Here is a 23542-nt window from a genome sequence, read left to right on the forward strand (position 1 = left end):
GGGTGTGCGGGCAGCGCGGGGCGCCCGCGGTGGCGTTCGGCCTAGATCCGCAGGATCGACAGGTGGGCGAGGTCCGGGGGCCGCGGCGGGGGGTTGGGGCGCAGCAGGGCCAGGGCGCCGGCGCGCAGCGGGACCAGCCGGTCGGCCCGGCGGCGCAGTGCCCCGTACAGGAGCGCGGCCAGGGCCCAACTCCCCAGGACGGCCAGGCACAGGGACGTCATGTCCATTCCCGTGCCGGGCGGGTGGGAGGACGCCTTGCCGCCGTGGTGGGCGACGGCGTGGCCGGGGGCCGCGGTCGGCGCGGCCGACATGGCTGCCATGGCCGTGCCGTGGTCGGGGGCCGGGTGCGCGCGGGTGGCGGCGGTCCCCATGGGCGCGCCCGCGGCGCCGGAGTGGCCGCTGGGATGACCCAGGGTGTGCATCGCGAAGACGCCCAGGGCGAGCACGGCGACCAGCAGCAGGTGCCCCCAGGCACCGGCCGCCCGCATCCGCCGGCTCGTTCGCATCTCCTCGACCTCCCGGACCCGAGGATAGGGCAGGGGGTGTCCGGTGCGCTTCGCGGTGGAACGGCGACGGGCACAGCGCCGCCTGCCCTGTCCTGGCCGCGGCCCGGCGCGTCCTGCGTCAGCCCGGCGGTGCGGCCCTCGCCCGCCCGCGCACCGGTTCGTACGTCCGGGCCCGGTGCGCCACGACGTACGGCGCGGTCCGCGGTGCCGTCCGCGCACCGACGCCCTCCGTGCCGCTGGGGGCAGGGAGGGCGTTCGGTGGGTGGCGCGGTCGGTTCGCGGTGGTCGTCGGGCCCGGACCGGGGGAGAGGGCCCGGGGCGCCTCCCCGGCCTTCACCTTCCGCCGCTCGCCGCCGCTGTGTTCCCGGCAGCCGGCCGTCGCGGCCTCCGCGTCGCTCTTCCGGGAATCGCTTGTCCGGGAATCACTTGTCCGCGGCCTGGAACCCGCGCAGCCGCAGGCTGTTGCCGACCACGAAGACCGAGGAGAAGGCCATCGCCGCACCCGCGATCATCGGGTTGAGCAGGCCGGTCGCGGCCAGCGGCAGGGCCGCGACGTTGTAGGCGAAGGCCCAGAAGAGGTTGGACTTGATGGTGCCCAGGGTGCGGCGGGAGAGCCGGATGGCGTCGGCCGCGGCCCGCAGGTCACCGCGGACGAGGGTGAGGTCGCCGGCCTCGATGGCCGCGTCGGTCCCGGTGCCCATCGCCAGCCCGAGGTCCGCCTGGGCCAGCGCGGCCGCGTCGTTGACGCCGTCGCCGACCATCGCCACCGACTTGCCCTCCTTCTGGAGGCGCCGGACCACCTCGACCTTGTCCTGCGGCAGCACCTCGGCGATGACCTGGTCGGGGTCGATGCCGACCTCGGCCGCGACGGAGCGGGCCACCGCCTCGTTGTCGCCGGTCAGCAGCACCGGGGTCAGCCCGAGCGCGCGCAGCCGCCGGATCGCCTCCGGGCTGGTCTCCTTGACGGCGTCGGCCACCTCCAGGACCGCGCGGGCCGCACCGTCCCACGCCACCGCGATCGCGGTCCGCCCGGCCGCCTCGGCCGCCGCCTTGGCCCGCGCCAGGTCGTCCGGGAGCGGGATCGCCCACTCGGCGAGCAGCTTCTCCCGGCCGACCAGTACGGCGTGCCCGTCGACGACGCCCTGGACGCCCAGTCCCGCGATGTTGGCGAAGACCTCCGGCACCGGCAGGGTGCCCACCTCGGCGCTCGCGCCGGCCGCCACGGCCTGGGCGATCGGGTGCTCCGAGGAGTGCTCCAACGCGCCCGCCAGCCGCAGTACTTCGGCCTTGTCGGTGCCCGCCGCGGTGTGCGTGGCCAGCAGGGCCATCCGCCCGGTGGTGACGGTGCCGGTCTTGTCCAGGACGACGGTGTCGACCTTGCGGGTGCTCTCCAGGACCTCCGGCCCCTTGAGGAGGATGCCGAGCTGGGCGCCGCGGCCGGTGCCGACCATCAGCGCGGTCGGCGTGGCGAGCCCCAGGGCGCACGGGCAGGCGATGATCAGCACGGCGACCGCGGCGGTGAAGGCGGCGGTGAGTCCGGCGCCGCTGCCGATCCAGAAGCCGAGGGTGGCCAGGGCGAGCGCGATGACGACCGGGACGAAGACCGCGGAGATCCGGTCGGCGAGCCGCTGGGCGGCCGCCTTGCCGTTCTGGGCGTCCTCCACCAGCCGGGCCATCCGGGCGAGTTGGGTGTCCGCGCCGATGCGGGTGGCCTCGACGACCAGCCGGCCGCCGACGTTGAGGGTGGCGCCGGTGACGCCGTCGCCGGGCACGACCTCCACCGGAACCGATTCACCGGTCAGCATCGAGGCGTCCACGGCGGAGGCGCCGTCCACCACCGTGCCGTCGGTGGCGATCTTCTCGCCCGGCCGGACCAGGAACCGGTCGCCGACGCTCAACTGCCCGATCGGAAGGGTCTCCTCGCGGCCGCCGCGCAGCACGGTGACGTCCTTCGCGCCCAGCTCCAGCAGCGCCTTGAGGGCCGCGCCCGCCTTGCGCTTGGAGCGGGCCTCGAAGTACCGCCCGGCGAGGATGAAGGCGGTGACACCGGCCGCCGCCTCCAGGTAGATGTTCCCCGCGCCGTCGGTGCGGGCGATGGTCAGCTCGAACGGGTGGGTCATGCCGGGGGTGCCGGCGGTGCCGAAGAACAGCGCCCACAGCGACCACAGGAACGCGGCGGCGGTGCCGACCGAGATCAGGGTGTCCATGGTGGCCGCGCCGTGCCGGGCGTTGGTCCACGCGGCGCGGTGGAACGGCCAGGCGGCGTAGGTGACGACCGGCGCGGTCAGCGTCAGCGACAGCCACTGCCAGTACTCGAACTGCAGCGCCGGCGCCATGGCCAGGGCGATCACCGGAACGGCCAGTGCCACCGCGGTGATCAGCCGCTGGCGCAGCGGCCGCAGCGGGTCCTCCGCCGCACCGTCGCCCGAGCCCTCCGCCGCGCCGCTCCCGCCGTCGGGGGAGGCCGGCGCGGGCTCCTGCGCGGTGTAGCCGGTGGCCTCCACCGTGGCGATCAGGTCCTGGACCGAGACGGCGTCCTGGAAGGTGACCTTCGCCTTCTCCGTGGCGTAGTTGACGGTGGCCTCGACCCCGTCCATGCGGTTGAGCTTCTTCTCGATCCGGGCCGCGCAGGAGGCGCAGGTCATGCCGCCGATGGCGAGTTCGACCTCGGCGGCGCCGGGGGTGGTGGTGGTCATGTCTGCTCCTCGCAGCTCACGGAAGGGGCGGTACGGAGGTAGGGGGTGGGGGTATCCGCCGGCAGGGGGGTCAGGCCCGGCCGGTGAAGTCGTAGCCGGCCTCGTCGACGGTGTCGGCGATCAGTGCGTCGTCGGGCGCACCGCCGGTGGTGACGGTGACCAGGCCGGTGCCGATCTCCACGTCGACGGCGAGGACGTCGTCGAGTGCGCCGACGGCCTTGGCGACGACGCCCTGGCAGTGCGCGCTGCCGATCCCGTCGACCTTGTAGGTCACGGTGTGGCCGTCGGGAGTGAGGCTGGACGACATGGGTTCCTCCTGAGTGCGCGGGCCGGTGGTTCCGGCCCCTGCGGGCAAGGGCGGGGCATAGGGGCCGACGGGTGCGGCCCCTCGCTGCTGGATACCCTGGAGGGGTATCGAGCGGCACGACTCCATGTATACCCCCCACCCGTATTCACGGCAAGCGTTTCCGGTGGGTTGACTAGATACCCCGGGGGGGTATGGTGAGCAGCGAGTTGATCGGCCGCACCACCGGCGGTACCCACCACCGGCGGCCCGTGAGGAGGGATTGCGCCATGCACACCGGACTGAAGGTCGGGATCTTCGCCACCGCGCTCGCCGCGGCATTCGGCTCCGCCTACGGCGTGGGGAAGGCGGTGGGCCCCGTCGTGCCGGAGGCCCCCGCGGCCCGGCACGCAGGCCACACCGCGCAGAACGGCACGGCATCCGGCGCCGCGGCACCGGACGGACTACAGATCACCGAGGGCGGTTACACCCTCGACCTCAGGACCCCGGCCGTCGCCGCCGGCACCCCCGCCGAACTCCGCTTCGCGGTGGTCGACGACCGTACCGGCCGCCCGGTCACCGCCTACCGGCCCGCACACGGCAGGGAACTGCACTTCATCGTGGCCTCCCGGGACCTCGCGGTGTTCCGCCACCTCCACCCCCGGCGCGCCGCCGACGGCACCTGGTCCACCCCGGTCGACCTGCCCGCCGCCGGCGGCTACCGGGTCTTCGCCGACTTCACCCCCCACGGCGCGAGGGAGGGGCTGACGCTCGGCGCCGACCTGGCGGCGGCCGGCACCTACCGGCCCGCGGAAGCGCCCCGACCGGCCGCCACGGCCGAGGTCGACGGCTACCGCGTCACCCTCGACGGCACGCTCCGCCCCGGCGAGCCCGGCGCCCTGACCCTGCGGGTCGCCAAGGACGGCAAACCGGTCACCGACCTCCAGCCCTACCTCGGCGCGTACGGCCACCTGGTCGCCCTGCGCTCCGGCGACCTCGCCTACCTGCACGTCCACCCCGACGGCGAACCGGGCGACGGGAGGACGTCGGCCGGCCCGGGGATCTCCTTCACCGCCACCGCGCCGAGTGCCGGCACCTACCGCCTGTTCCTGGACTTCCGGCACCAGGGCACGGTCCGCACGGCCGCCTTCACCGTCCGGGTCGCCGGTGCGGACGGCGCCACCGGCGGCGGTGACCGCAAGGGGGTCGAAGGCGGCCACCAGGAGACCGGCGGCGGCCACCGGCACTGACCGCCCGACGACGGCACACCGGCACACCGGCGCCGGTCCGGCGCCGGACCGGCACTCTCAAGGAGGCGCCCCGGATGACACCCCCTACGGCGGCGCTGCGGCGGGCCGCCGGCCACCCCCTGGTCCGCCTGGTGGCCATCGCCCTGCTCCAGGCCGCGGCCACCCACCTCGGCCGGGCGCCCGCCGCGCCCCGTCCGGGCCCCTGCGAGCGCCCGCGGCCTTTCCCCTTTCCACCACGAGACCAGCCGCGAGCTTTACTGCACATTGGTTGCAACTAAAACCGGCCCGCAGGAATGTAGGGGGGTACCCCGGCAGCGGCCGGGGCTGAACGGAAGAAAGCAGTGCCGCCCATGCCTACGCCCCCCTCCCCGACCCTGACAGGCCAGGCCCCGCCGTCCCGCCGGCAGCGGATCGCACGGTCGATGACCCGCGCCGAGTGGGGGCGGATGGCCGGGATGGCCGGGTTCGTTCTCGCGCTGCACGTGATCGGCTGGTTCACCCTGGTGGCGATCGTGGCGCCGGAGCACTACAGCCTCGGTACCAAGAGCTTCGGCATCGGCATCGGGGTGACCGCGTACACCCTCGGCATGCGGCACGCCTTCGACGCCGACCACATCGCCGCCATCGACAACACCACCCGGAAGCTGATGCACGAGGGGCAGCGGCCGCTCTCGGTCGGCTTCTGGTTCTCGCTGGGGCACTCCAGCATCGTCTTCGGGCTGGCGTTCCTGCTGTCCCTCGGCGTCAAGGCGCTCGCCGGGCCCGTCAAGGACGACAACTCCCAGCTGCACACGGTGACCGGAATGATCGGCACCACCGTCTCCGGCGTCTTCCTCTACGTCATCGCCGCGATCAACATCGTGATCCTGGTCGGGATCTGGGGGGTCTTCCGGCGGATGCGGGCCGGCCACTTCGACGAGGCCGCGCTGGAGGAGCAGCTCAACAACCGCGGCCTGATGAACCGGCTGCTCGGCCGGGTCATGAAGTCGATCACCAAGCCCTGGCAGATGTACCCGCTCGGCCTGCTCTTCGGCCTCGGCTTCGACACCGCCACCGAGATCGCGCTGCTGGTGCTGGCCGGCTCCGGCGCCGCCTCCGGACTGCCCTGGTACGCCATCCTCTGCCTGCCGGTGCTGTTCGCGGCCGGGATGAGCCTGCTGGACACCATCGACGGCTCGTTCATGAACTTCGCCTACGGCTGGGCCTTCTCCAAACCGGTCCGCAAGGTCTACTACAACCTCACCATCACCGGCCTCTCGGTCGCCGTCGCCCTGATCATCGGGACGGTGGAACTCCTCGGTCTGCTCGCCGACAAGCTCGGCCTGCACGGCGCCTTCTGGGACTGGATCGGCGGACTGGACCTCAACGTCCTCGGCTTCGCCATCGTCGGGCTGTTCTTCCTCACCTGGATCGTCGCCCTCGCGGTGTGGAAGCTCGGCCGCATCGAGGAGAAGTGGACGGTCCACGTGCGCCCGGCGGGGGAGCAGACGGCCGACTGATCCCCCGCCCGGCCGCCGCCTCAGCCGGACAGGCCGGCCGCCGGTGTCGCGGCCGGCCGCGCCCCCTGCCGCGGGAAGGCCTCCTGGAGGCCGTCCCTCCGGTCGCGGTGCAGGGTGAAGCGGTCGAAGAGCACCGGCCGGGGCAGCGGATCGGCCGGTGTCGCGGCCGGCGTGTGGTAGTAGCCGACGGTGATCGTGGTGCGGTCGCCGGGGCCGCGGCCCGGATCCACGTCGAACACCGCGATCCCGTACGGGTAGTGGGTGTCCGGGTCGCGCACCGCCGACCAGGTGGCCTTCTCCGTCGCGTCCGGATCCGCCTTGTACGGCAGGCGCTTGGTGCGGACGAAGGCGTCGGGCACGCCGTCGTGGTCCGGGTCGGGCAGGTAGGTGTCGTCGTGCGAGGCGGTACCGCCGCCCCCGAGGATCAGGTGGACGGTGCCCTTGGACGTGTCGATGGCGTCCAGCCGGTCGTCCACCACGGCCGGGCGCAGCAGCGAGTGCGGATCGGTCCCGCGGACCGGATGGGTCCGCTCGTAGTCGTGGTCGTGGCCGCACAGCACCAGGTCGACCCCGTACCGGTCGAGCACCGGCAGCAGCTGCTCGCGCAGGCCCATGTCCCCGCCGTGGCTGGTGGCCGACGAGGACATCGCGAACTGGTGCAGCGACGCCACGATCCAGTCCACCCCGCGGTCCGCGCGGGCCTGCCGCAGGGTGCGCTCCAGCCAGCGGAGCTGGGCGCCCCGGCTGTACCCGCTGATGTAGAGGGAGCGGCCGGTCACCGGGTCCTGGCTGGCGTCGTCCTCGATGGCCAGGTCGTTGCCGTCCAGCGAGACGAAGAGCACCGAACCGACCCGGAAGCCGTACCAGTTCCCGCAGTGGTCCCGGCTCCCGTTGTCCGGCAGCGCGAACCGCGTGGCGTACGAGGCGTAGCCCAGCTCGCCGCCGCCGAGTTCGACCTCGTGGTTGCCGGGCGCCGGCATCCAGGGCCGGTTGCGGGCCGAGACCGACATGTTGTTCATGAAGGCGTCCCAGCACTGCGGCTGCCGCTCGGGGTTGTTGTTGGCGTACGCGAGGTCCCCGTTGAGCAGGTGGAACAGCGGGTCGAACTGCTCGACCTGGCGGACCGCGGCGGCACCGTGCAGCGCCGACTTCTGCCATGCGGTGCTGCCCGTGCCCAGGTCGCCGAAGCTGGTGAAGCGGAACGCGGTCCGCTCGTGGCCGGGCGCGGTCCGGAAGGTGCCCCGCACGGGCGCCGCCCCGTCGTGCAGCAGCTCGTACACATAAGTGGAATCCGGCCGCAGCCCGTGCAGCCGCACGTGGTGGGTGTACGTCTCCACCTTGTTGAGCCCGTCCACGTACGTCCGGGTCTCGGCCGCCACCGTGCGGCCGATGCCTTGGTGCGGGGTGCCCAGCCGCAGTCGGGGGCGGCGCACCGCGGCGCCGGTCGCCCAGGACAGCGTCATCTGGTGGGCGGGCTCGGTGCCGTACTGGAGGTGGACCTGCTCCGGGGGCGGGGTGCCGGCGACCGCCGGGCGCGCCCAGAGCAGGGCGGAGCCGGGGAGCGCGGTCAGCGCACCGGCCGCGGTCGCGCCGCGCAGCAGAGCGCGGCGTGAGGGCTGACGTGTCACGGGTGCCTCCTGGGCCTCGGGAAACCGCAGGGAGGCTCACAGGGGCGGGCGACGGCGGGGGTGCCGTCCGGGGACGGGTCGGTTAACTGCCGGCGAACGGTGAACTGGGCGGCGCCGCAACCCGGTTGAGGCGCCGGGCGGAGTCAGGGTGTGGGAGCGGCGTCGCCGGAGTCCGCGCCTTTTGCGGCGTGCGAGGCCAGCACGCCGGTGCGGTGCCGCTGTACGCACCAGTAGTAGGCGAAGCCGCCGAGCGCCACGACGCCGATGAAGAGGAAGGCGCCCCAGCGCAGGTACCAGTGCTGCGGTCCGGTGGCGTTGTAGACGGCGGCGCGCGGCCAGGCGAGGTTGACGGACATCCCCAGGCCCCAGAGCACCGCCAGCACGTTCACCGGCAGACCGTACCGCCCCAGCGAGAAGCTGCCCTTCGCCACCGTCCAGTTGCCGCGCAGCCGCTGCACCAGCATCGGCAGCGTCACCATCAGGTACGCCAGGTAGATCATGATGATCGCGATACTGGTGATCACCGAGAAGATCTGCGGCTGGTCGATGTTGATCAGCAGGATCACGATCCCGACCAGCCCGATCACGACCGCGGGCACCACCGGCGTCTGGAACCGCGGGCTGACCCGGGCCAGCCGCGCGGACGCCGGGAGGTTGTTGTCGCGGGCCATCGCGAACGCCAGCCGGATGGCGGCGGTGTGCACCGCCAGTTCGCAGACGGTGATCGCGATGACCACGCACCACAGCACGATCTGCCCGACCGTCGACCCGAGGGTGGCCAGGACGACGTACTGCAGGCCGTCCACCGACAGCCGCTCGGCGTGCAGATCGGGGACGGCCAGCAGCGCGAACAGCAGGATCAGCCCGCCGATGACGAACGAGGCGATCAGCGCCCGCAGGATCGCCCGGGGCGCGTTGCGGGCCGGGTCCTTGGACTCCTCGCCGAGCGAGGAGGCGGTGTCGAAGCCGTACATGACGTACGCGGAGGCGAGCGAGGCGGTCAGGAACGCGCCCAGGTACCCCAGGCTCTCGCCCTGGCCCTTGCCGAAGGTGTCCGTCAGCACGGCGGCCGGGCTGCGGGCGACGTGCGCGGCCAGCAGCAGGATCAGCACGATCGCGGCGATCAGTTCGATGGCCACGCCCGCCGAGTTGATCCGCGCCATCAGCTTCACGCCGAAGGCGTTGACCAGGGTGGTGAAGGCGATCAGCACGGCGCCCAAGAGGACCGCGTTGGCGGCCGCGTCGGTCTTCCCGGTGCCGTCGCCGACGAACTGGAACCACGACGAGATCTGCGGCAGCGTCACCTGGTAGGCCAGCGCCACCGCGGCCAGCGAGACCATGGACGCGGTGAGCATCATCCAGCCGCCGAGCCAGCCCACGTGCGGACCGCCCAGCTGCTTCGCCCAGTTGTAGATCGACCCGGCCACCGGATACCGGCAGGCCAGCTCGCAGAAGCACAGCGCCACCATCAGCTGGCCGACGAAGACCATCGGCCAGGACCACCAGTACGCCGGACCGCCGTGGCTCACGCCGAAGTAGAACAGCTGGAAGGTGCCGGTGAGGATGGAGATGTAGCTGATCCCGGCGGCGAAGGTGTGGAAGTTGCCCAGGGTCCGCTTGAGTTCGGGCTTGTAGCCGAGTTCGGCCAGTGCCCCGTCCTCGTGCGCGCCGTCGTCGGAGGAGCCCCCGGCGCCGGGGCCGGAACCGGTCACTCGAACCACCTCTGCGGAGTCGGCGCGGTGTTCCGCCAGACGTGCTTGGCCTCCTGGTACTCCGCCAGCCCGGCCGGCCCCAGCTCCCGGCCGATCCCGGACTGCTTCATCCCTCCCCACTCCGCCTGCGGCACGTACGGATGGAAGTCGTTGATCCACACCGTGCCGGCCCGCAGCCGGGCGGCCACCCGGTGCGCGCGTTCGGCGTCCTGGGTCCACACCGCCCCGGCCAGTCCGTACACCGTGTCGTTGGCCAGCGACACCGCCTCGGCCTCGTCGCGGAACCGCTCCACGGTCAGCACCGGCCCGAACGACTCGTCGCGCACCACCGACATGTCCGGGGTGCACTCGTCGAGCACGGTGGGCAGGTAGTAGAAGCCGCCCGCCAGCTCCGGATCGTCCGGTGGCGCCCCGCCGCAGCGCAGCACCGCGCCCTCGTCCAGCCCGGCCGCCACATACGCCGCGACCTTCGCCCGGTGCGCCGCGGAGATCAGCGGGCCGGTGCGGGCCCGCTCGTCGAACGGGCCGCCGAGCGGGATCCGCCGGGCCCGGGCCACCAGCTCGTCGACGAAGCGGTCGTGCAGGTCGTCCTGGACCAGCAGCCGGGCGCCCGCCGAGCAGACCTGCCCGGAGTGCAGGAAGACCGCCGTCAGGGCGTAGTCGACGGCGGTGTCGAAGTCGGCGTCCGCGAAGACGATGTTGGGGTTCTTGCCGCCCAGTTCGAGGGCGATCTTCTTGACCGTGGGCGCCGCCGCGGCCATGATCCGGCGGCCGGTGACCAGACCGCCGGTGAACGACACCATGTCCACCCGCGGGTCCTCGGTCAGCGGTGCCCCCACCAGCGGACCGGTGCCCAGCACCATGTTGGCCGCCCCGTCCGGCACCCCGGCCTCGGCCAGCAGCCGCATCAGGTGGATCGCGGTGTGCGGTGTCAGCTCGCTCGGCTTCAGCACGAAGGTGTTCCCGGTGACCAGGGCCGGGGCGACCTTCCAGGCGGTCTGCAACAGGGGGTAGTTCCACGGTGTGATCAGCGCGCAGACCCCGACCGGCTCGTGCCGCACGGTGCTGTCGACCTCGGGGCCCCCGGCGGCCACCACCCGGTCGACGCCGCCGGCCGCGCCGAGGTTGCCGAAGTACCGGAAGCAGCCCGCGATGTCGTCCATGTCGTAGCCGCTCTCCACCAGCCGCTTGCCGGTGTCCAACGACTCGGCCCGGGCCAGCGCGTCGCGGTCCCGCTCCAGCAGCTCGGCGACGCGGAGCACCACCCGGCCGCGCTCGGCGGCCGGGGTGCCGGGCCACGGCCCGTCGTCGAACGCCAGCCGGGCGGCGGCGACCGCGGCCGCCGCGTCCTTCGGCCCGCCCTCGTCGACCGTCGCGACCGGCGTGCCGTCCGCCGGGCAGCGGATCTCCCGCACCTGCCCGTCGGCCGCTGCGGTCCACTGACCGCCGATGAACAGCTCCGGCATGGGTGCGCCTCCGGTCTCGTCTCCGGGCGGGTGCCGGCGGGGGCACGCACGCAACGGGCGCCCTGCCGCGGTGGTCTCCGACGGTGGTGATCTCGGTACCGAGCGTAAGTCGACCGTCGGGGGACCGCACGGTGCACGGCGGCGGGGCGCGCGGGCGGGGCGCGGGGTGGGGCCGATGGGGTGACCGCGCGGCGCTGCCCGACAATGGGGGCATGCACCTGGTCCCCGACGCCGCCGCCTACCTCACCGGCCGCTGGCACGTCGAGCGTGCCGTGTACGACCTGCGGGCCGGCACCGAAGGCACTTTCCGGGGCACCGCGGACTTCACCCCGGACGGCCCCGACGGGGCGCTGCGCCACGCCGAGGAGGGTGAGCTGACCTGGGAGGGCGCCGTGCACCCGGCGACCCGCACCCTGTGGCTGCGGCCCGCGCCCGACGGCACCGCCGCGGTCGCCTTCGCCGACGGCCGCCCCTTCCACGACCTGGACCTGCGGACCGGCTGCTGGACCGCCGTCCACCCCTGCGCCGCGGACCGCTACGAGGGCACCTTCACCGCCGTCGCCGCGGACCGCTGGCACCTGGAGTGGCGGGTCACCGGCCCGGCCAAGGACCAGCTGCTGCGCTCGGTCTACCGGCGGACCGGCTGAGCCCGGTGCCGGTGCCCCCGTCGTTCCGGCCGCCGGTGCCGGCCGCTCCCGCTACGGCTTGACCGCCTTCAGCGCGTACAGCAGCGGAATGATCGGCTCCGACTCGGGCAGCCGCCACCAGCCGTTCTCGTCCGGCACCATCGACGGGAAACGCGGCCACGGCAGCACCTCGGTCTCCCGGACGTTCTGCACGGTCAGCCCGGCCCCGATCACCGCGTTGACGACCTCGCCGACGCCGTGCCGCCACTCGTAGCTCGTCGTCGCACCCTGGAGGGGCGGGCCGTCGGTGTAGGTCGTGGAGGTGTCGCTGCGCAGGGCGCCCCGGCCGGCCAGGTAGTCGTTGCGGAGCAGGAGCGGCGGGGTGCCCGGGTCCGCGGGCGGCGTCGCGCCGAGGGCGTTCAGCAGCGGGTGGAACTCCACCAGGTAGAACGTCCCGCCCGGCCGCAGCAGTTCGGCGACGGTCCCGGCCCAGGCGGCGAGGTCCGGCAGGTAGCACACCGCGCCCTTGCCGGTGTAGACCACGTCGAACCGGCGGTCGCCGAGCGCCTCCACCGCGCGGTACACGTCGGACCGCACGAACTCCATCTCCCGGCCGCCGTCCGCGGCCAGCCGCCGGGCCTGCGCCACCGCCTCGGCGGAGAAGTCCAGCCCCACCGCCCGCGCGCCCCGGTCCGCGAACGCGGCCGTCTCGGTGCCCAGATGGCACTGGAGGTGCAGCACATCGCGCCCGGCCAGCTCCCCGAGGTCGGCCCATTCGAACGGCGCGAACCAGTCCTCGGCGCTCCGCGACCCGTCCAGGCCGTAGAACGCACTGGCCACGTGCACCGGGGTGCGGGCGTCCCAGTTGGCCTCGTTGGCGCGCACCATCTCCTCCGTGCCGGGAAGCTCCGGCCGGTCGCCGACCGGCGGCGGGACCGTCCGGTCCGTGGACTCGCTCTGCTCTGTGGTCATGCCCCTCTTCTACCTGCCGGCGCCGCGCGGACACCAGGCAGCCGCTCCGTCCCGACCGGTACCGGCCACCCGGACCACGGCGGCCACCCGGCCCCCGGCGAGCGCCATCCGCCGGGTCGCCCGCCCGGCCAGGGCCTCGTCGTCCGTGGCGACGACGCAGGTGAGCCGGTACGCGCCCCACACCCGCACCAGCAAGGCGGCGAAGTCCGCCCGGTCGGCCGGCGGCAGACCGTCCGTCGGGCGGTCCGCGAGCAGCACGGCGGGCCGTTTCACCAGCGCCCGCGCGAGCGCCGCACGCCGCCGCGCATACGCGTCCAGCTGCCCCGGCAGCAGATCGCCCCGGTCGGACAGCCCGACCTCCGCCAGCGCGTCCCCGGCCAACTCCCACCGGTCGGCAGGTCGCAGCCCCAGCGGGACCAGCGCGGCGGCCACGCCCTGCCGCACGGTCGATCCGGCGAGCGGACCCGGATGGTCGCCGTCGCCCGCGCCGAGCAGCCCGATCGACTCGGCGCGGATCCGGTCGAGCCGGGACGCGGTGACCATGGCCAGATCCGTACCGTCGAGCAGCACGCTGCCGCGGGTCGGGCGCTCCAGCCCGCCCAGGATCCGCAGCAGCGTCGACGCGCCGGCGCCTGGCGGCCCCTGGACGGCGAGCGCGGTGCCGTACGGCACGGTGAACCCGACGCCGGCCAGGGCCCGCACCGGCTCACCGCCTCGTCGGTAGTGCTTCGTCACGCCGCTCAGGTGGTACACGGTGCCTCTCCTCCGGGCCGCCGGACCGCGGCCCCGCGACCGACCGTAGCCACCCCGTGTGATCGGTCGATGAGCGGACGGTGAGAGGCCGATGAGAACGCCCGGCCGCCCCGCCACCCCCTGGCGCGGGGCGCCCGGCCCGCGCCGGTGAGCGCGACCGGCCGACTGCCCACCGCGGGACGGCAGTTGGAGACGGCGCCCGGTGGTCGTACCGTTACCGGCACCGCAATCCGACGGGAAGAGTGGGGAATGAGCCAAGAAATCCGGCCGCTGTCCAGCGCTGTTGACGTGAGCATACCGAGCGTCGCCCGGATGTACGACTACTACCTGGGCGGCAAGGACAACTACGCGGTGGACCGCGAGGCGTGCGAGCAGCTGAGCAAGGTCGTCCCGAGCACCCAGGTGCTGGCCCTCAACAACCGGCGGTTCCTGCGCCGGGCGGTCCGCTGGCTGGCCCGCGAGCAGGGCATCCGGCAGTTCGTCGACCACGGTTCCGGCCTGCCGACGCAGGACAACGTCCACCAGGTCGCCCAGCAGGTCGATCCCCGGTCCCGCGTGGTGTACGTCGACAACGACCCCATCGTGCTGGCGCACGGCCGGGCCCTGCTGGAGGAGAACGAGAACACCGCCGTCATCCAGGCCGACATGCGGGACACCGACGGCATCTTCGGCAGCCCGGAGGTCCGTCGGCTGATAGACCTCGACGAGCCGGTCGCCGCGCTCTTCGTCTCCGTGCTGCACTGCATCCCGGACGCCGACGACCCCGCCGCGCTGGTGCGCCGGGTGGCCGAACGGCTGGTTCCAGGAAGCTTCCTGGTGGTGTGTCAGCTGGTCAGCGAGGACGCCGCGACGCGGGACTTCGTCACGGAGTTCATGCGGGTCAGCACCCACGGGAACTGGGGTCGGGTGCGGCAGCAGCACGAGCTGCGGGGCTACCTGGACGGGCTGGAGATCCAGGAGCCGGGGTTGATGGAGGTCTCGACCTGGCGGCCGGACCCGTCGGATGTCGGCCCCAGGCAGCTGACGCAGGAGTGGATCGAATACGGGGGCGTGGCCCGGAAGCCGTAGCGGCTCGCAGGACGCGGAGGGGGCGGGGCGGGCGCGGGGGGCTCGTCCCGCGGCCGTCAACTCCCCTGTTCCAGCAGCCGTTCCAGAATGGCCAGCGACTCCCGCGGGGACTCGGCCTGGGCGCTGAGCCGGTCCATCACCACCAGGTAGTGGTCGACGTCGTCCCGCTTGTCCAGGTAGAGCGCGCTGGTCAGCTGCTCCAGGTAGACGATGTCCGGGAGGTCGGGCTCCTGGAAGCGGAGGACGGTGATCGGCCCGCCCGCCGCGGCGAGGCCGCCGAGGGCGAACGGCGCGACCTGGAGGGTGATGCCGGGGCGCCGCGCCATCTCCAGCAGATGCCGGAGCTGACCGGCCATCACCTCCGGTCCGCCCAGCGGGCGGCGCAGGCACGCCTCGTCGAGGATGGCCCACAACCGGGGCGCGTCGTCGAGCTCCAGCAGCCGCTGCCGTGCCATCCGCAGCTCCACCCGCTGGTCGTTCTCCTCCGGGGTGGAGCCCGGGTGTCCCAGCAGCGCCACCGCGCGGGCGTACTCCGGCGTCTGCAACAGGCCGGGGACGAACTGGACTTCGTAGGTGCGGATCACCGAGGCGGCCGACTCCAGCCCGAGGTGGGTCTCGAACCAGCTGGGCAGGACGTCGCCGTACTGGTGCCACCAGCCGGGCGTACCGGTCCGGCGGGCGAGGGTGAGGAAGGTGGCCCGGGCGGTGCTGTCGATCACGCCGTACAGCGTGAGCAGATCGGCGACGTCGCGTTCCTTGCAGCTCACCCGGCCCAGTTCGAGGCGGCTGATCTTGGCGTGGGAGGCGCGGATGGCGTCACCGGCGGCCTCGCGGGTGATGCCGGCGGCCTCCCGCAGCCGGCGCAGCTGGGTGCCCAGCACGATGCGCAGGACGGTGGGGCCGCCGCGCGGATGTTCCAGATAGCGGCGCAGGGACAGATCACTGCTCGACTGCGCGGCGCTCATAGCTGACTCCCCTGAGTGGTCGGGTGAACGCCCAGTGTCCCATTGCCCGGAGGAGGCGTACACCTGCACCGACTATCCGGCCGACATATGCCTCAGTTATTGCGCCCGAGGACGGTCGTCTGGTCAGTCGCAGGGGAACAGGTCATCGAATTCGCCGTCCTTGGCGCCTTGGACGAAGGCGGCCAAGGCGGCGCGCGGGTAGATCAGCGCCGGGCCGGAGGTGTGGCGCGAGTTGCGTACCGCGACCCCGCCATCCGAAAGAAGCGCCAGCTCAACGCAGTTGCCACTGGGGTTGCTGCGGCGGCTCTTGCGCCAGACCGCACCTTCGATATCGGTTGCCGGCATTCCGTTGGTCATCGACTCCATCACGACTGCTCCCTTGGTGGGGGGTGTGCTCGGGACCGGTCCGGGGCCGTGATCACGGGTGGCGTGATCCTGCCCCTGGGTGGCCGCCCGTACCGATGTAATTGCAGATGCACTTGCAGCGTTGGACGGCCGACGAGGATATTAGCCCTCCGGGGCGGCCCCGCCCAGACCGTCCGGACGCGCCCAACTCGTATGCCCCTCCGCGGAGATCGTGATGACCACACACCCGGCACAGTCCGAGCGCGACGTCCTCCGGGAAGGAGGGGAGCCAGTGACCGGCGACACCGGACGGCAGACGTGGTGGATGCCGGGACCGGACGGCTTCGCGGCCTGTGCGCTCAGCGGCGCGGCCTGCACCGTGGCGGAGGCCCGCCGGTTCACCCGGACCACCCTCGACGCCTGGCGGATGTGTCCCGGTCTCGCCGAGAACGCGGTCCTGATCGTCTCCGAACTCGTCACCAACGCCCTCCGGTACGGCGCCTCGAACCCCTGCGTCACCGGCCTCGACTCCCTTTTCGACGAGCGGTTCTGCCATGCCTGGCTGGCGCTGACCCGGCAGGAGCGCGGGGTGCTGTGCGCGGTCTCGGACGGCGGGACCCAGGCGCCCGTGCTGCGGCCGCAGCACGCCCTGGCCGAGTCCGGGCGCGGGCTCCACCTCGTCGACCGCCTCAGCGACTCCTGGGGCTGGACGCCGCCCGACCAGTCGGGGAAGACGGTGTGGGCCACGGTGGTGGCGGCCGGCTGAGGGGCCGCGTTCCCCGGCGCGGGCGCGCGGGTCAGTCGCCGCGCAGGAGGTAGTCGTCGCGGACCGCGGAGGGGTCGGCGAACGGCCCGTTGCCGAAAGCGTGCAGGGCGATGGAGAGTTCGTTCGCGGCCGGTCCCTGTTCCGGATGGGCCGCGAAGTCCCCGTCTCTGGCGTTCAGTTGACGTTGCACGCCGCGCTGGCAGAGCTTGGCCAACTGGTCCGCCTCGACCGCGGACAGCGACAGTCCGGGCCGCAGCTGGACGTGGACCACGGGTCGCGCCTCCAGGTCGCCGCCCGGGTCCAGGGTGAGTCGGAACCCCACGATCAGCCCGGCCAGCGGATTGCCCTCGAAGAGTCCGCGCTCGACGTCCTGCGGATAGCTGTTGGCGCCCATGGTGACTCCCGGCCCCGAACGGTGGGTTGCACCGTCATCTTCGGGGCCCGGCACCCGGGCGTCATGAGTCCGGCTACTCAGCTCCGCGGGTGGGTACCCGCGCCCGGTGCCGGCGCGACCAGGGTCCGCTCGACGCACGCCACGGCGGTGTACGCGCCGAACGCGGCGAGGCGCAGCAGCGCGGCGTCGTCGGACGCCCCGTCGGGGGCCGTCAGACGCCAGAACTCGACGTCGGAAGCGGCGAGTTGGGCCGGGTTCAGGGCCGTCAGCAGGGCCACCGCGGCGGCCGGGCGGTCGGCGCCGCGCAGCCCGGCCAGTGCGGTGTAGAGCCAGCCGCGGGCGTCGGGCCGACGGTCGCCCGACCCGGTGCCGGGCGGCCGCCCGCCGTGCGCGGCGACGACCGTTTGCACCCGCCGCCGGGCGGTGTCGGTGAGCGCCCGGTCGTCGCCCGTCGCCGCGCACCGCAGCGCCGCCAGCCCCGCGCCCAGCGGCGCCCCGCCGGCCCAGGACGGCTCCGGGCCGACGGCCGCCGGCAGCAGCGACAGGCTCTCCCCGGGACGCGGTGCGCGCGCCCGCCCCGGCCGTGCCGCGGCCCGGCCGCCCAGGAGGCGCCACGCCCGGCCCGGCGCGCCGTGACCGGCCCGCGCGGACAGCAGCGCCGAGCCGAGCCGGGAGAGGAAGTGGGCGGTCAGGGCGGTGCCCAGGAACTCGGCGGCGTGGTCGGCGGCGAAGGGGCGGTCGTCCGGCGGGCCGTCCGGGCCGGCCGTGGCGGCGCCCCAGGCCAGCAGCCGGGCGTGGCCGGGCTCCCCGGGCGTACCGCCGTCGCGGACGGTCCGGGCCAGCGCGGGGTGGCCGTCGGTGTGCAGCGCCCGGACGTGGGTGCGCAGCACCGGCCCGCATCCCAGGGCCCGCGCCACACCGGCCGCGACCAGCTCCTTGTCCCGGCGCGGCGCCGGGTCGACCAGCAGGGACTCGCGGACCGCCACCCAGGTCGCGCACAGCAGCTCGGGCGCGCCGTACAGCAGCCGGAACTCCGGGGGGATCTCGCCCTCGCCGAAGTGGTCCGCCAACTGGGCGTGTATGGCGCGTAGTTGACCGGATCCGCCGGTGAGGGGATCCACGGTGGCGGTGTGCGGGAAGGGGCTCGGCACGGCGGTCTCCAGTTCGGGTGCGGCGACCCCACGACGGCCGCCTCCGGAGTTGATCATCGCCGTGCGGAGTGCGTCCGGGCGTCGTACGGAGGGCGACACTTCCCCCTACCGCACCCGGAGTGTGACCGGATTCCGCCTCCACCCACCGGAGTAGGGGAGACCCGTAGGGGAACCCCGGGACGGCTCGTCCGGGCGGCGGCCGGTACCGGCGTCAGGCGATCGGCCGCCGCCCGCTCACGCCCCGCCCGCCACCGCCCCGGGCACCCCGTCGACCGGGCTTCCGGCCGGGCCGTCGCCCAGGCCGAAGGCGGACAGCAGCCGCTCCGCCGCCAGCGTCGCGGTGATCTCGCCCGCCCGGACCGCCCGTTCGACCTCCGGCCCCAGCCGGCGGACGTCCGGATGCTCCTGGAGGCGGTCGATCAACCGCTCCCGGACCATCGACCAGGTCCAGTCGACCTGCTGGGCCCGGCGCCGCTCGGCGAGCGCGCCGGTGGAGTCCAGCAGGGTGCGGTGCTGCTCGATCCGCTCCCACACCGTCTTCAGACCGGTGCCCTCGCGGGCGCTGCAGGTGAGTACCGGCGGGGTCCATGCCGCGTCGGCCGGCTGCAGCAGGCGCAGCGCACCGGCGAGTTCACGCGCCGCCGAGCGGGCGTCCCGTTCGTGCGGGCCGTCCGCCTTGTTGACCGACACCAGGTCCGCCAGCTCCAGGACGCCCTTCTTGATGCCCTGCAACTGGTCGCCGGTGCGGGCCAGCGTCAGCAGCAGGAACGTGTCGACCATGCCCGCGACGGTGGTCTCCGACTGGCCGACACCGACCGTCTCCACCAGGACCACGTCGTACCCCGCGGCCTCCATCACCACGATCGACTCCCGGGTCGCCCGCGCCACCCCGCCCAGCGTGCCGGACGTGGGGGAGGGGCGGACGAAGGCCGCCGGATCGGTCGCCAGCCGCTCCATCCGGGTCTTGTCACCCAGGATGGAACCGCCGGTCCGGCTGGAGGACGGATCGACGGCCAGCACCGCCACCCGGTGCCCCATCCCGGTCAGCAGCGAGCCCAGGGCGTCGATGAAGGTGGACTTGCCGACGCCCGGAACCCCGCTGATGCCCACCCGCCGGGCCGCCCCGGAGTACGGCAGCAGCCGCACCAACAGCTCCTGGGCCGCCGCCCGGTGGTCGGCGCGAGTGGACTCGACCAGGGTGACCGCGCGGGCGATCCAGGCCCGGGAGCCCGCCCGCACCCCCTCGGCGTACCGGTCGACATCGATCCTCGCAGGCATGGCCCTCCGCTCTACAGCTCGTGGCCGAGGACCGTCGCCAGGTCCCGCACCAGGTCGTGGGCCGCGTCCGGGATGACCGTGCCGGGCAGGAACACCGCGGCGGCGCCCATGTCCCGCAGCGGCTGGACGTCCTGCGGCGGGATCACCCCGCCGACCACGATGGTGATGTCCTCCCGGTCCTCCGCCGCCAGCGCCTCCCGCAGCGCCGGCACCAGCGTCAGGTGGCCGGCCGCCAGCGAGGACACCCCGACGATGTGCACGTCGGCCTCCACCGCCTGCCGGGCCACCTCGGCCGGGGTCTGGAACAGCGGGCCGACATCCACGTCGAAGCCCAGGTCGGCGAAGGCCGTGGCGATCACCTTCTGGCCGCGGTCGTGGCCGTCCTGGCCCATCTTGGCCACCAGGATGCGCGGCCGGCGGCCCTCGGCGCGCTCGAACGCGGCCACCAGCTCGCGGGTGCGCTCGACCCCCGACGAGGGGCCCGCTTCGTCTCGGTACACACCGGAGATGGTACGGATCTGACCGGAGTGGCGGCCGTACACCTCCTCCAGGGCGTCCGAGATCTCCCCGACGGTCGCCATCGCGCGGGCCGCGTCCACCGCCAGCGCGAGCAGATTGCCCTCAAGTCCCTGGCCGGGCCCGGACTTCGCCGCCTCGGTGAGCGCCCGCAGCGCCCGCCGGCAGGCGTCCTCGTCGCGCTCCGCGCGCAGCCGCTTGAGCTTCTCGATCTGCTGCGCCCGCACCGCGGAGTTGTCGACCTTGAGGACCTCGATCTCCTCGTCGGTCTCCACCCGGTACTTGTTGACGCCGATCAGCGCCTGCCGCCCCGAGTCGATCCGCGCCTGCGTGCGCGCCGCCGCCTCCTCGACCCGCATCTTCGGGATGCCCGCGTCGATCGCCTTGGCCATCCCGCCGGCCGCCTCGACCTCCTCGATGTGCGCCCAGGCCCGGCGCGCCAGGTCGTGGGTGAGCCGCTCGACGTACGCGCTGCCGCCCCACGGGTCGATCACCCGGCAGGTGCCCGACTCCTGCTGGAGGAAGAGCTGCGTGTTGCGGGCGATCCGCGCCGAGAAGTCGGTGGGCAGCGCCAGCGCCTCGTCGAGCGCGTTGGTGTGCAGCGACTGGGTGTGGCCCTGGGTCGCGGCCATCGCCTCCACGCACGTCCGGGTGACGTTGTTGAACACGTCCTGCGCCGTCAGCGACCAGCCCGACGTCTGCGAATGGGTGCGCAGCGAAAGGGACTTGGGGTTCTTCGGGTCGAACTTCTGGACCAGCCGCGCCCACAGCAGCCGGGCCGCGCGGAGTTTGGCGACCTCCATGAAGAAGTTCATGCCGATCGCCCAGAAGAACGACAGCCGCGGCGCGAACGCGTCCACGTCCATCCCCGCCGCCATGCCCGCCCGCAGGTACTCCACCCCGTCGGCGAGGGTGTACGCCAGCTCCAGGTCGGCCGTCGCGCCCGCCTCCTGGATGTGGTACCCGGAGATCGAGATGGAGTTGTACCGCGGCATCTTCTGCGAGGTGTACGCGAAGATGTCGGAGATGATCCGCATCGAGGGCTGCGGCGGATAGATGTAGGTGTTGCGGACCATGAACTCCTTGAGGATGTCGTTCTGGATGGTCCCGGCCAGCTTCTCGGGCGGTACGCCCTGCTCCTCGGCGGCCACGATGTACAGGGCGAGAACGGGCAGCACCGCGCCGTTCATCGTCATCGACACCGTCATCTTGTCCAGCGGGATGCCCTCGAAGAGCTGCCGCATGTCGTAGATCGAGTCGATCGCCACGCCCGCCATGCCGACGTCACCGGTCACCCGCGGGTGGTCGCTGTCGTAGCCGCGGTGGGTGGGCAGGTCGAAGGCGACCGACAGGCCCTTCTGCCCGGCGGCGAGGTTGCGCCGGTAGAAGGCGTTGGACTCCTCGGCGGTGGAGAAGCCCGCGTACTGCCGGATCGTCCAGGGCTGGTTGACGTACATCGTCGGGTACGGACCGCGCAGATACGGCGCGATGCCCGGGTACGTGCCCAGGAAGTCCAGGCCGTCGACGTCGGCCGCGGTGTACAGCGGCTTGACGTCGATGCCCTCCGGCGTCTCCCACGTCAGGTCCGCGACGCTCTTGCCGGTGGCCTGCTGGACCGCCTCCGCCCACCGGGCCCCGTCGCCGGAGGCTCCCGCCCCGGACAGGTCGCCCAGCTCCACCGCGCTGAAGTCGGGGATGGCGCCCTCTCGCCGTGCCGTCTCCGTCATCCCGCCACCTCCGTGACATCCAGGGCCGAGGACAGCACCCCGGCCGCATCGCAGCCCGCGAACACGAACGTGTCCACTCCGGCCGCCACGAACTCCTCCCGGCGCGCACCCGGCTTGCCCGCCAGGTACACCCGTACCGCGCCCGCCGCCTTCAGCGCCGCGGCCACCTCCACCGCCTGCTCGGCGTACACCGCGTCGCTGGAGCACACGCACGCGATCCGCGCCCCGCTCGCCGTGAACGCCGCGGCCGCCGACTCCGCCGTCACCTGCTCCGGCACGGTCTCGATCCCGCCCGCCTGGAAGAGGTTGGCGGCGAACGCCACCCGCGCGGTGTGCGCCGCGACCGGACCCAGCGCGGCCAGGAACGCCTTCGGACGCGCCCCGCCGGCCGCCGATCGGGCGTCGGACCGGGCCCGCAGCGCCTCGAACGCGTCGTCCCGGCGCACCCGCGGCAGCCCCCCGCCGGCCGGCCGCGGGGCCGGCTCGCGCTCCAGCGGAGCTTCGGCCAGGTGCGGGAACTCGCTGACACCGGTGATCGGTTCCCGGCGGTGCGCCAGGTCCTCGCTGCGCCGCTGCCAGGTCTCCGCCAACCGGTCGCCGATCATCCCGGACCGCAGCGCGGCGGCCTGACCGCCCGCGCCCTCGATCTCCTGGAAGAACGCCCAGCCCGCACGGGCCAGTTCGATGGTGAGCTGCTCGACGTACCAGGAACCGCCGGCCGGATCGATCACCTTCGCCAGGTGCGACTCCTCCAGCAGCACCGACTGGGTGTTCCGGGCGATCCGCCGGGCGAACGCGTCCGGCAGGCCCAGCGCCGCGTCGAACGGCAGCACCGTCACCGCGTCCGCGCCGCCCAGACCCGCGGACAGCCCGGCCACCGTGGTCCGCAGCATGTTCACCCACGGGTCCCGACGGGACATCATGACCGAGGAGGTGACCGCGTGCTGGCGCTGCCCGGCGGCGGCCGGCGCCACCCCGCAGACCTCGGCGACCCGGGCCCACAGCAGCCGGGCCGCGCGCAGCTTGGCGATGGTCAGGAACTGGTCGGCGGTGGCCGCGTACCGGAACTCCAGCTGGCGGCAGGCGGCATGGAGGCCCAGGCCTCGCCCGTCCGCGGTCAGTTCCCGCAGATACCCCACCCCGGTGGCCAGCGAGGCACCCAACTCCTCGGCCGCCGAACCGCCCGCCTCGTGGTACGGCAGGGCGTCGACGCTGACCGTACGGATCCGCGGGGCGCTCTCCCCGACCAGGCCGGCCAGCCGGGCGGCGGCCGCCAGCCCGTCGGCCAGCCCGCGGTCGTCGCCGGTACGGGCCACTACGCCCAGCGGGTCGGCGCCCAGTACGCCCGCCGTCTCCGACAGCGCCACCCCGGCTTCCCGGTACAGCCGCAGCAACTCCTCGGCCGCCGCGGGGAATTGCGCGCCCGCGTCCAGGACCACCGGCGCCAGGTCCAGATAGACGCCCTGCAGCGCCTCCGCCAGACCGGACACCGGCACCCCGCCGTCGCCGACGGTCAGCCATACGGAGGTGACGCCGTTCTCCAGGTCGGCGAGGAGTGCCTCGTTGACCCGCCGCGGGTCGGTGCCGACGTGGCGCTGCCGCACGTCCCACCCGGAGACGGCCGTGCCCTCGGGCCGGGCAGCCCGGACGAACGGCGCGAAACCGGGCAGGCCCGCGGCGGGTGGAGCATCCTCGGCGGTGTACAGGGGACGGACACGGATGTCGTCCTGGAGATCCGTGGCGAGCACGTCCTCGGCGGCGGCACCCGCGGCTTCGGAAGCGCCCGATTTGCGGAGCACGCCTTCGACGAGACGCTGCCACTGATCGCGTTCGGCCGCCGGGAAGGCCGCGGCCAGGGGGAGTTCGGGGGACTGGGCGGTCATGGCAGCAGGCTAGGCGAACGACCGTTAGCCGGAGCAGGGGCTCGGGCTGTGACCTTGC

At 73.7% G+C, this 23542-nt stretch carries 20 protein-coding genes; 5 read left to right on the top strand and 15 right to left on the bottom strand.

Going from position 1 to position 23542, the window contains the following annotated elements; translation table 11 throughout:
- Window positions 1–41 precede the first annotated feature (41 nt).
- The 3 genes from CG747_RS03785 to CG747_RS03795 all read right to left on the bottom strand — a co-directional run bounded on the left by CG747_RS03785 (window position 42) and on the right by CG747_RS03795 (window position 3509).
- On the bottom strand, window positions 42–506 hold the full coding sequence (locus tag CG747_RS03785) for a DUF6153 family protein (RefSeq protein WP_100600166.1): 465 nt from the start codon (window positions 504–506) through the stop codon (window positions 42–44).
- Between the two features lie 422 nt (window positions 507–928).
- The gene (locus CG747_RS03790; RefSeq protein WP_100600167.1) at window positions 929–3202 is read right to left on the bottom strand and encodes a cation-translocating P-type ATPase; all 2274 of its coding nucleotides are present in this window, start codon (window positions 3200–3202) and stop codon (window positions 929–931) included.
- A gap of 70 nt (window positions 3203–3272) precedes the next feature.
- Window positions 3273–3509 (bottom strand): heavy-metal-associated domain-containing protein, encoded by a 237-nt coding sequence (locus CG747_RS03795; RefSeq protein WP_100600168.1) that lies wholly within the window; start codon window positions 3507–3509, stop codon window positions 3273–3275.
- Between the two features lie 266 nt (window positions 3510–3775).
- On the opposite strand from CG747_RS03795, the gene CG747_RS03800 reads away from it, so the two are divergent.
- Complete coding sequence (locus CG747_RS03800; protein ID WP_257980203.1) at window positions 3776–4735, top strand: DUF748 domain-containing protein; 960 nt, start codon at window positions 3776–3778, stop codon at window positions 4733–4735.
- Window positions 4736–5157: 422 nt separating this feature from the next.
- Window positions 5158–6234, top strand: coding sequence for a HoxN/HupN/NixA family nickel/cobalt transporter (locus CG747_RS03805; RefSeq protein ID WP_100600169.1), 1077 nt, complete (start codon window positions 5158–5160; stop codon window positions 6232–6234).
- A 20-nt stretch (window positions 6235–6254) separates the two neighbouring features.
- Here CG747_RS03805 and CG747_RS03810 read toward each other — a convergent pair whose 3' ends face one another.
- From CG747_RS03810 to CG747_RS03820, 3 genes are all read right to left on the bottom strand, one after another.
- On the bottom strand, window positions 6255–7862 hold the full coding sequence (locus tag CG747_RS03810; protein WP_100600170.1) for a metallophosphoesterase family protein: 1608 nt from the start codon (window positions 7860–7862) through the stop codon (window positions 6255–6257).
- A 143-nt stretch (window positions 7863–8005) separates the two neighbouring features.
- Window positions 8006–9574 carry an APC family permease gene (locus CG747_RS03815; RefSeq protein ID WP_100600171.1) on the bottom strand — a complete coding sequence of 523 codons (1569 nt, stop codon included), beginning with the start codon at window positions 9572–9574 and terminating at the stop codon, window positions 8006–8008.
- Window positions 9571–11040: an aldehyde dehydrogenase family protein gene (locus tag CG747_RS03820; protein WP_100600172.1), complete on the bottom strand. Its 1470-nt coding sequence runs from the start codon at window positions 11038–11040 to the stop codon at window positions 9571–9573. Before CG747_RS03820 ends, CG747_RS03815 begins: the two co-directional genes overlap by 4 nt.
- A 212-nt stretch (window positions 11041–11252) precedes the next feature.
- On the opposite strand from CG747_RS03820, the gene CG747_RS03825 reads away from it, so the two are divergent.
- Window positions 11253–11687, top strand: coding sequence for a DUF6314 family protein (locus CG747_RS03825; protein WP_100600173.1), 435 nt, complete (start codon window positions 11253–11255; stop codon window positions 11685–11687).
- Window positions 11688–11738: 51 nt separating this feature from the next.
- Here CG747_RS03825 and CG747_RS03830 read toward each other — a convergent pair whose 3' ends face one another.
- Together CG747_RS03830 and CG747_RS03835 are read right to left on the bottom strand one after the other, a co-directional pair.
- On the bottom strand, window positions 11739–12638 hold the full coding sequence (locus CG747_RS03830; protein ID WP_180985380.1) for a class I SAM-dependent methyltransferase: 900 nt from the start codon (window positions 12636–12638) through the stop codon (window positions 11739–11741).
- Window positions 12639–12647: 9 nt separating this feature from the next.
- Window positions 12648–13391, bottom strand: coding sequence for an ATP-binding cassette domain-containing protein (locus CG747_RS03835; RefSeq protein ID WP_100600174.1), 744 nt, complete (start codon window positions 13389–13391; stop codon window positions 12648–12650).
- 249 nt (window positions 13392–13640) lie between these two features.
- Here CG747_RS03835 and CG747_RS03840 point away from each other — a divergent pair, with 249 nt between their 5' ends.
- Window positions 13641–14459 carry an SAM-dependent methyltransferase gene (locus tag CG747_RS03840; RefSeq protein WP_100600175.1) on the top strand — a complete coding sequence of 273 codons (819 nt, stop codon included), beginning with the start codon at window positions 13641–13643 and terminating at the stop codon, window positions 14457–14459.
- 56 nt (window positions 14460–14515) lie between these two features.
- Here CG747_RS03840 and CG747_RS03845 read toward each other — a convergent pair whose 3' ends face one another.
- Both CG747_RS03845 and CG747_RS03850 read right to left on the bottom strand, forming a co-directional pair.
- On the bottom strand, window positions 14516–15424 hold the full coding sequence (locus CG747_RS03845) for a helix-turn-helix transcriptional regulator (RefSeq protein WP_100600176.1): 909 nt from the start codon (window positions 15422–15424) through the stop codon (window positions 14516–14518).
- Between the two features lie 123 nt (window positions 15425–15547).
- Window positions 15548–15790 (bottom strand): DUF397 domain-containing protein, encoded by a 243-nt coding sequence (locus CG747_RS03850; RefSeq protein WP_100600177.1) that lies wholly within the window; start codon window positions 15788–15790, stop codon window positions 15548–15550.
- A gap of 271 nt (window positions 15791–16061) precedes the next feature.
- Between CG747_RS03850 and CG747_RS03855 the strand changes: the two genes are divergently transcribed.
- Window positions 16062–16535: an ATP-binding protein gene (locus CG747_RS03855; RefSeq protein WP_257980205.1), complete on the top strand. Its 474-nt coding sequence runs from the start codon at window positions 16062–16064 to the stop codon at window positions 16533–16535.
- Between the two features lie 31 nt (window positions 16536–16566).
- Here the strand turns inward: CG747_RS03855 and CG747_RS03860 are convergent, their stop codons facing one another.
- The 5 genes from CG747_RS03860 to CG747_RS03880 all read right to left on the bottom strand — a co-directional run bounded on the left by CG747_RS03860 (window position 16567) and on the right by CG747_RS03880 (window position 23484).
- Complete coding sequence (locus CG747_RS03860) at window positions 16567–16929, bottom strand: coenzyme f390 synthetase (protein ID WP_100600179.1); 363 nt, start codon at window positions 16927–16929, stop codon at window positions 16567–16569.
- A 77-nt stretch (window positions 16930–17006) separates the two neighbouring features.
- On the bottom strand, window positions 17007–18137 hold the full coding sequence (locus tag CG747_RS03865) for a carboxymuconolactone decarboxylase family protein (protein ID WP_100600180.1): 1131 nt from the start codon (window positions 18135–18137) through the stop codon (window positions 17007–17009).
- A 177-nt stretch (window positions 18138–18314) separates the two neighbouring features.
- Window positions 18315–19358 carry a methylmalonyl Co-A mutase-associated GTPase MeaB gene (gene meaB, locus CG747_RS03870; RefSeq protein ID WP_100600181.1) on the bottom strand — a complete coding sequence of 348 codons (1044 nt, stop codon included), beginning with the start codon at window positions 19356–19358 and terminating at the stop codon, window positions 18315–18317.
- A gap of 11 nt (window positions 19359–19369) precedes the next feature.
- On the bottom strand, window positions 19370–21601 hold the full coding sequence (scpA, locus tag CG747_RS03875; protein WP_100600182.1) for a methylmalonyl-CoA mutase: 2232 nt from the start codon (window positions 21599–21601) through the stop codon (window positions 19370–19372).
- The gene (locus CG747_RS03880) at window positions 21598–23484 is read right to left on the bottom strand and encodes a methylmalonyl-CoA mutase subunit beta (protein ID WP_100600183.1); all 1887 of its coding nucleotides are present in this window, start codon (window positions 23482–23484) and stop codon (window positions 21598–21600) included. The genes scpA and CG747_RS03880 overlap by 4 nt, the downstream gene beginning before the upstream one ends.
- Between the last annotated feature and the right edge of the window lie 58 nt (window positions 23485–23542).

The sequence above is a fragment of the Streptomyces sp. CB02959 genome (genome assembly GCF_002803155.1).
GTDB lineage: Bacteria > Actinomycetota > Actinomycetes > Streptomycetales > Streptomycetaceae > Streptomyces.

Bases quoted from the DNA above. Each gene is read 5' to 3' on its own strand.
- CG747_RS03785 (WP_100600166.1), bottom strand. From the start codon at position 506: ATGCGAACGAGCCGGCGGATGCGGGCGGCCGGTGCCTGGGGGCACCTG.
- CG747_RS03790 (WP_100600167.1), bottom strand. From the start codon at position 3,202: ATGACCACCACCACCCCCGGCGCCGCCGAGGTCGAACTCGCCATCGGC.
- CG747_RS03795 (WP_100600168.1), bottom strand. From the start codon at position 3,509: ATGTCGTCCAGCCTCACTCCCGACGGCCACACCGTGACCTACAAGGTC.
- CG747_RS03800 (WP_257980203.1), top strand. From the start codon at position 3,776: ATGCACACCGGACTGAAGGTCGGGATCTTCGCCACCGCGCTCGCCGCG.
- CG747_RS03805 (WP_100600169.1), top strand. From the start codon at position 5,158: ATGACCCGCGCCGAGTGGGGGCGGATGGCCGGGATGGCCGGGTTCGTT.
- CG747_RS03820 (WP_100600172.1), bottom strand. From the start codon at position 11,040: ATGCCGGAGCTGTTCATCGGCGGTCAGTGGACCGCAGCGGCCGACGGG.
- CG747_RS03825 (WP_100600173.1), top strand. From the start codon at position 11,253: ATGCACCTGGTCCCCGACGCCGCCGCCTACCTCACCGGCCGCTGGCAC.
- CG747_RS03830 (WP_180985380.1), bottom strand. From the start codon at position 12,638: ATGACCACAGAGCAGAGCGAGTCCACGGACCGGACGGTCCCGCCGCCG.
- CG747_RS03840 (WP_100600175.1), top strand. From the start codon at position 13,641: ATGAGCCAAGAAATCCGGCCGCTGTCCAGCGCTGTTGACGTGAGCATA.
- CG747_RS03845 (WP_100600176.1), bottom strand. From the start codon at position 15,424: ATGAGCGCCGCGCAGTCGAGCAGTGATCTGTCCCTGCGCCGCTATCTG.
- CG747_RS03850 (WP_100600177.1), bottom strand. From the start codon at position 15,790: ATGGAGTCGATGACCAACGGAATGCCGGCAACCGATATCGAAGGTGCG.
- CG747_RS03860 (WP_100600179.1), bottom strand. From the start codon at position 16,929: ATGGGCGCCAACAGCTATCCGCAGGACGTCGAGCGCGGACTCTTCGAG.
- CG747_RS03865 (WP_100600180.1), bottom strand. From the start codon at position 18,137: ATGATCAACTCCGGAGGCGGCCGTCGTGGGGTCGCCGCACCCGAACTG.
- meaB (WP_100600181.1), bottom strand. From the start codon at position 19,358: ATGCCTGCGAGGATCGATGTCGACCGGTACGCCGAGGGGGTGCGGGCG.
- scpA (WP_100600182.1), bottom strand. From the start codon at position 21,601: ATGACGGAGACGGCACGGCGAGAGGGCGCCATCCCCGACTTCAGCGCG.
- CG747_RS03880 (WP_100600183.1), bottom strand. From the start codon at position 23,484: ATGACCGCCCAGTCCCCCGAACTCCCCCTGGCCGCGGCCTTCCCGGCG.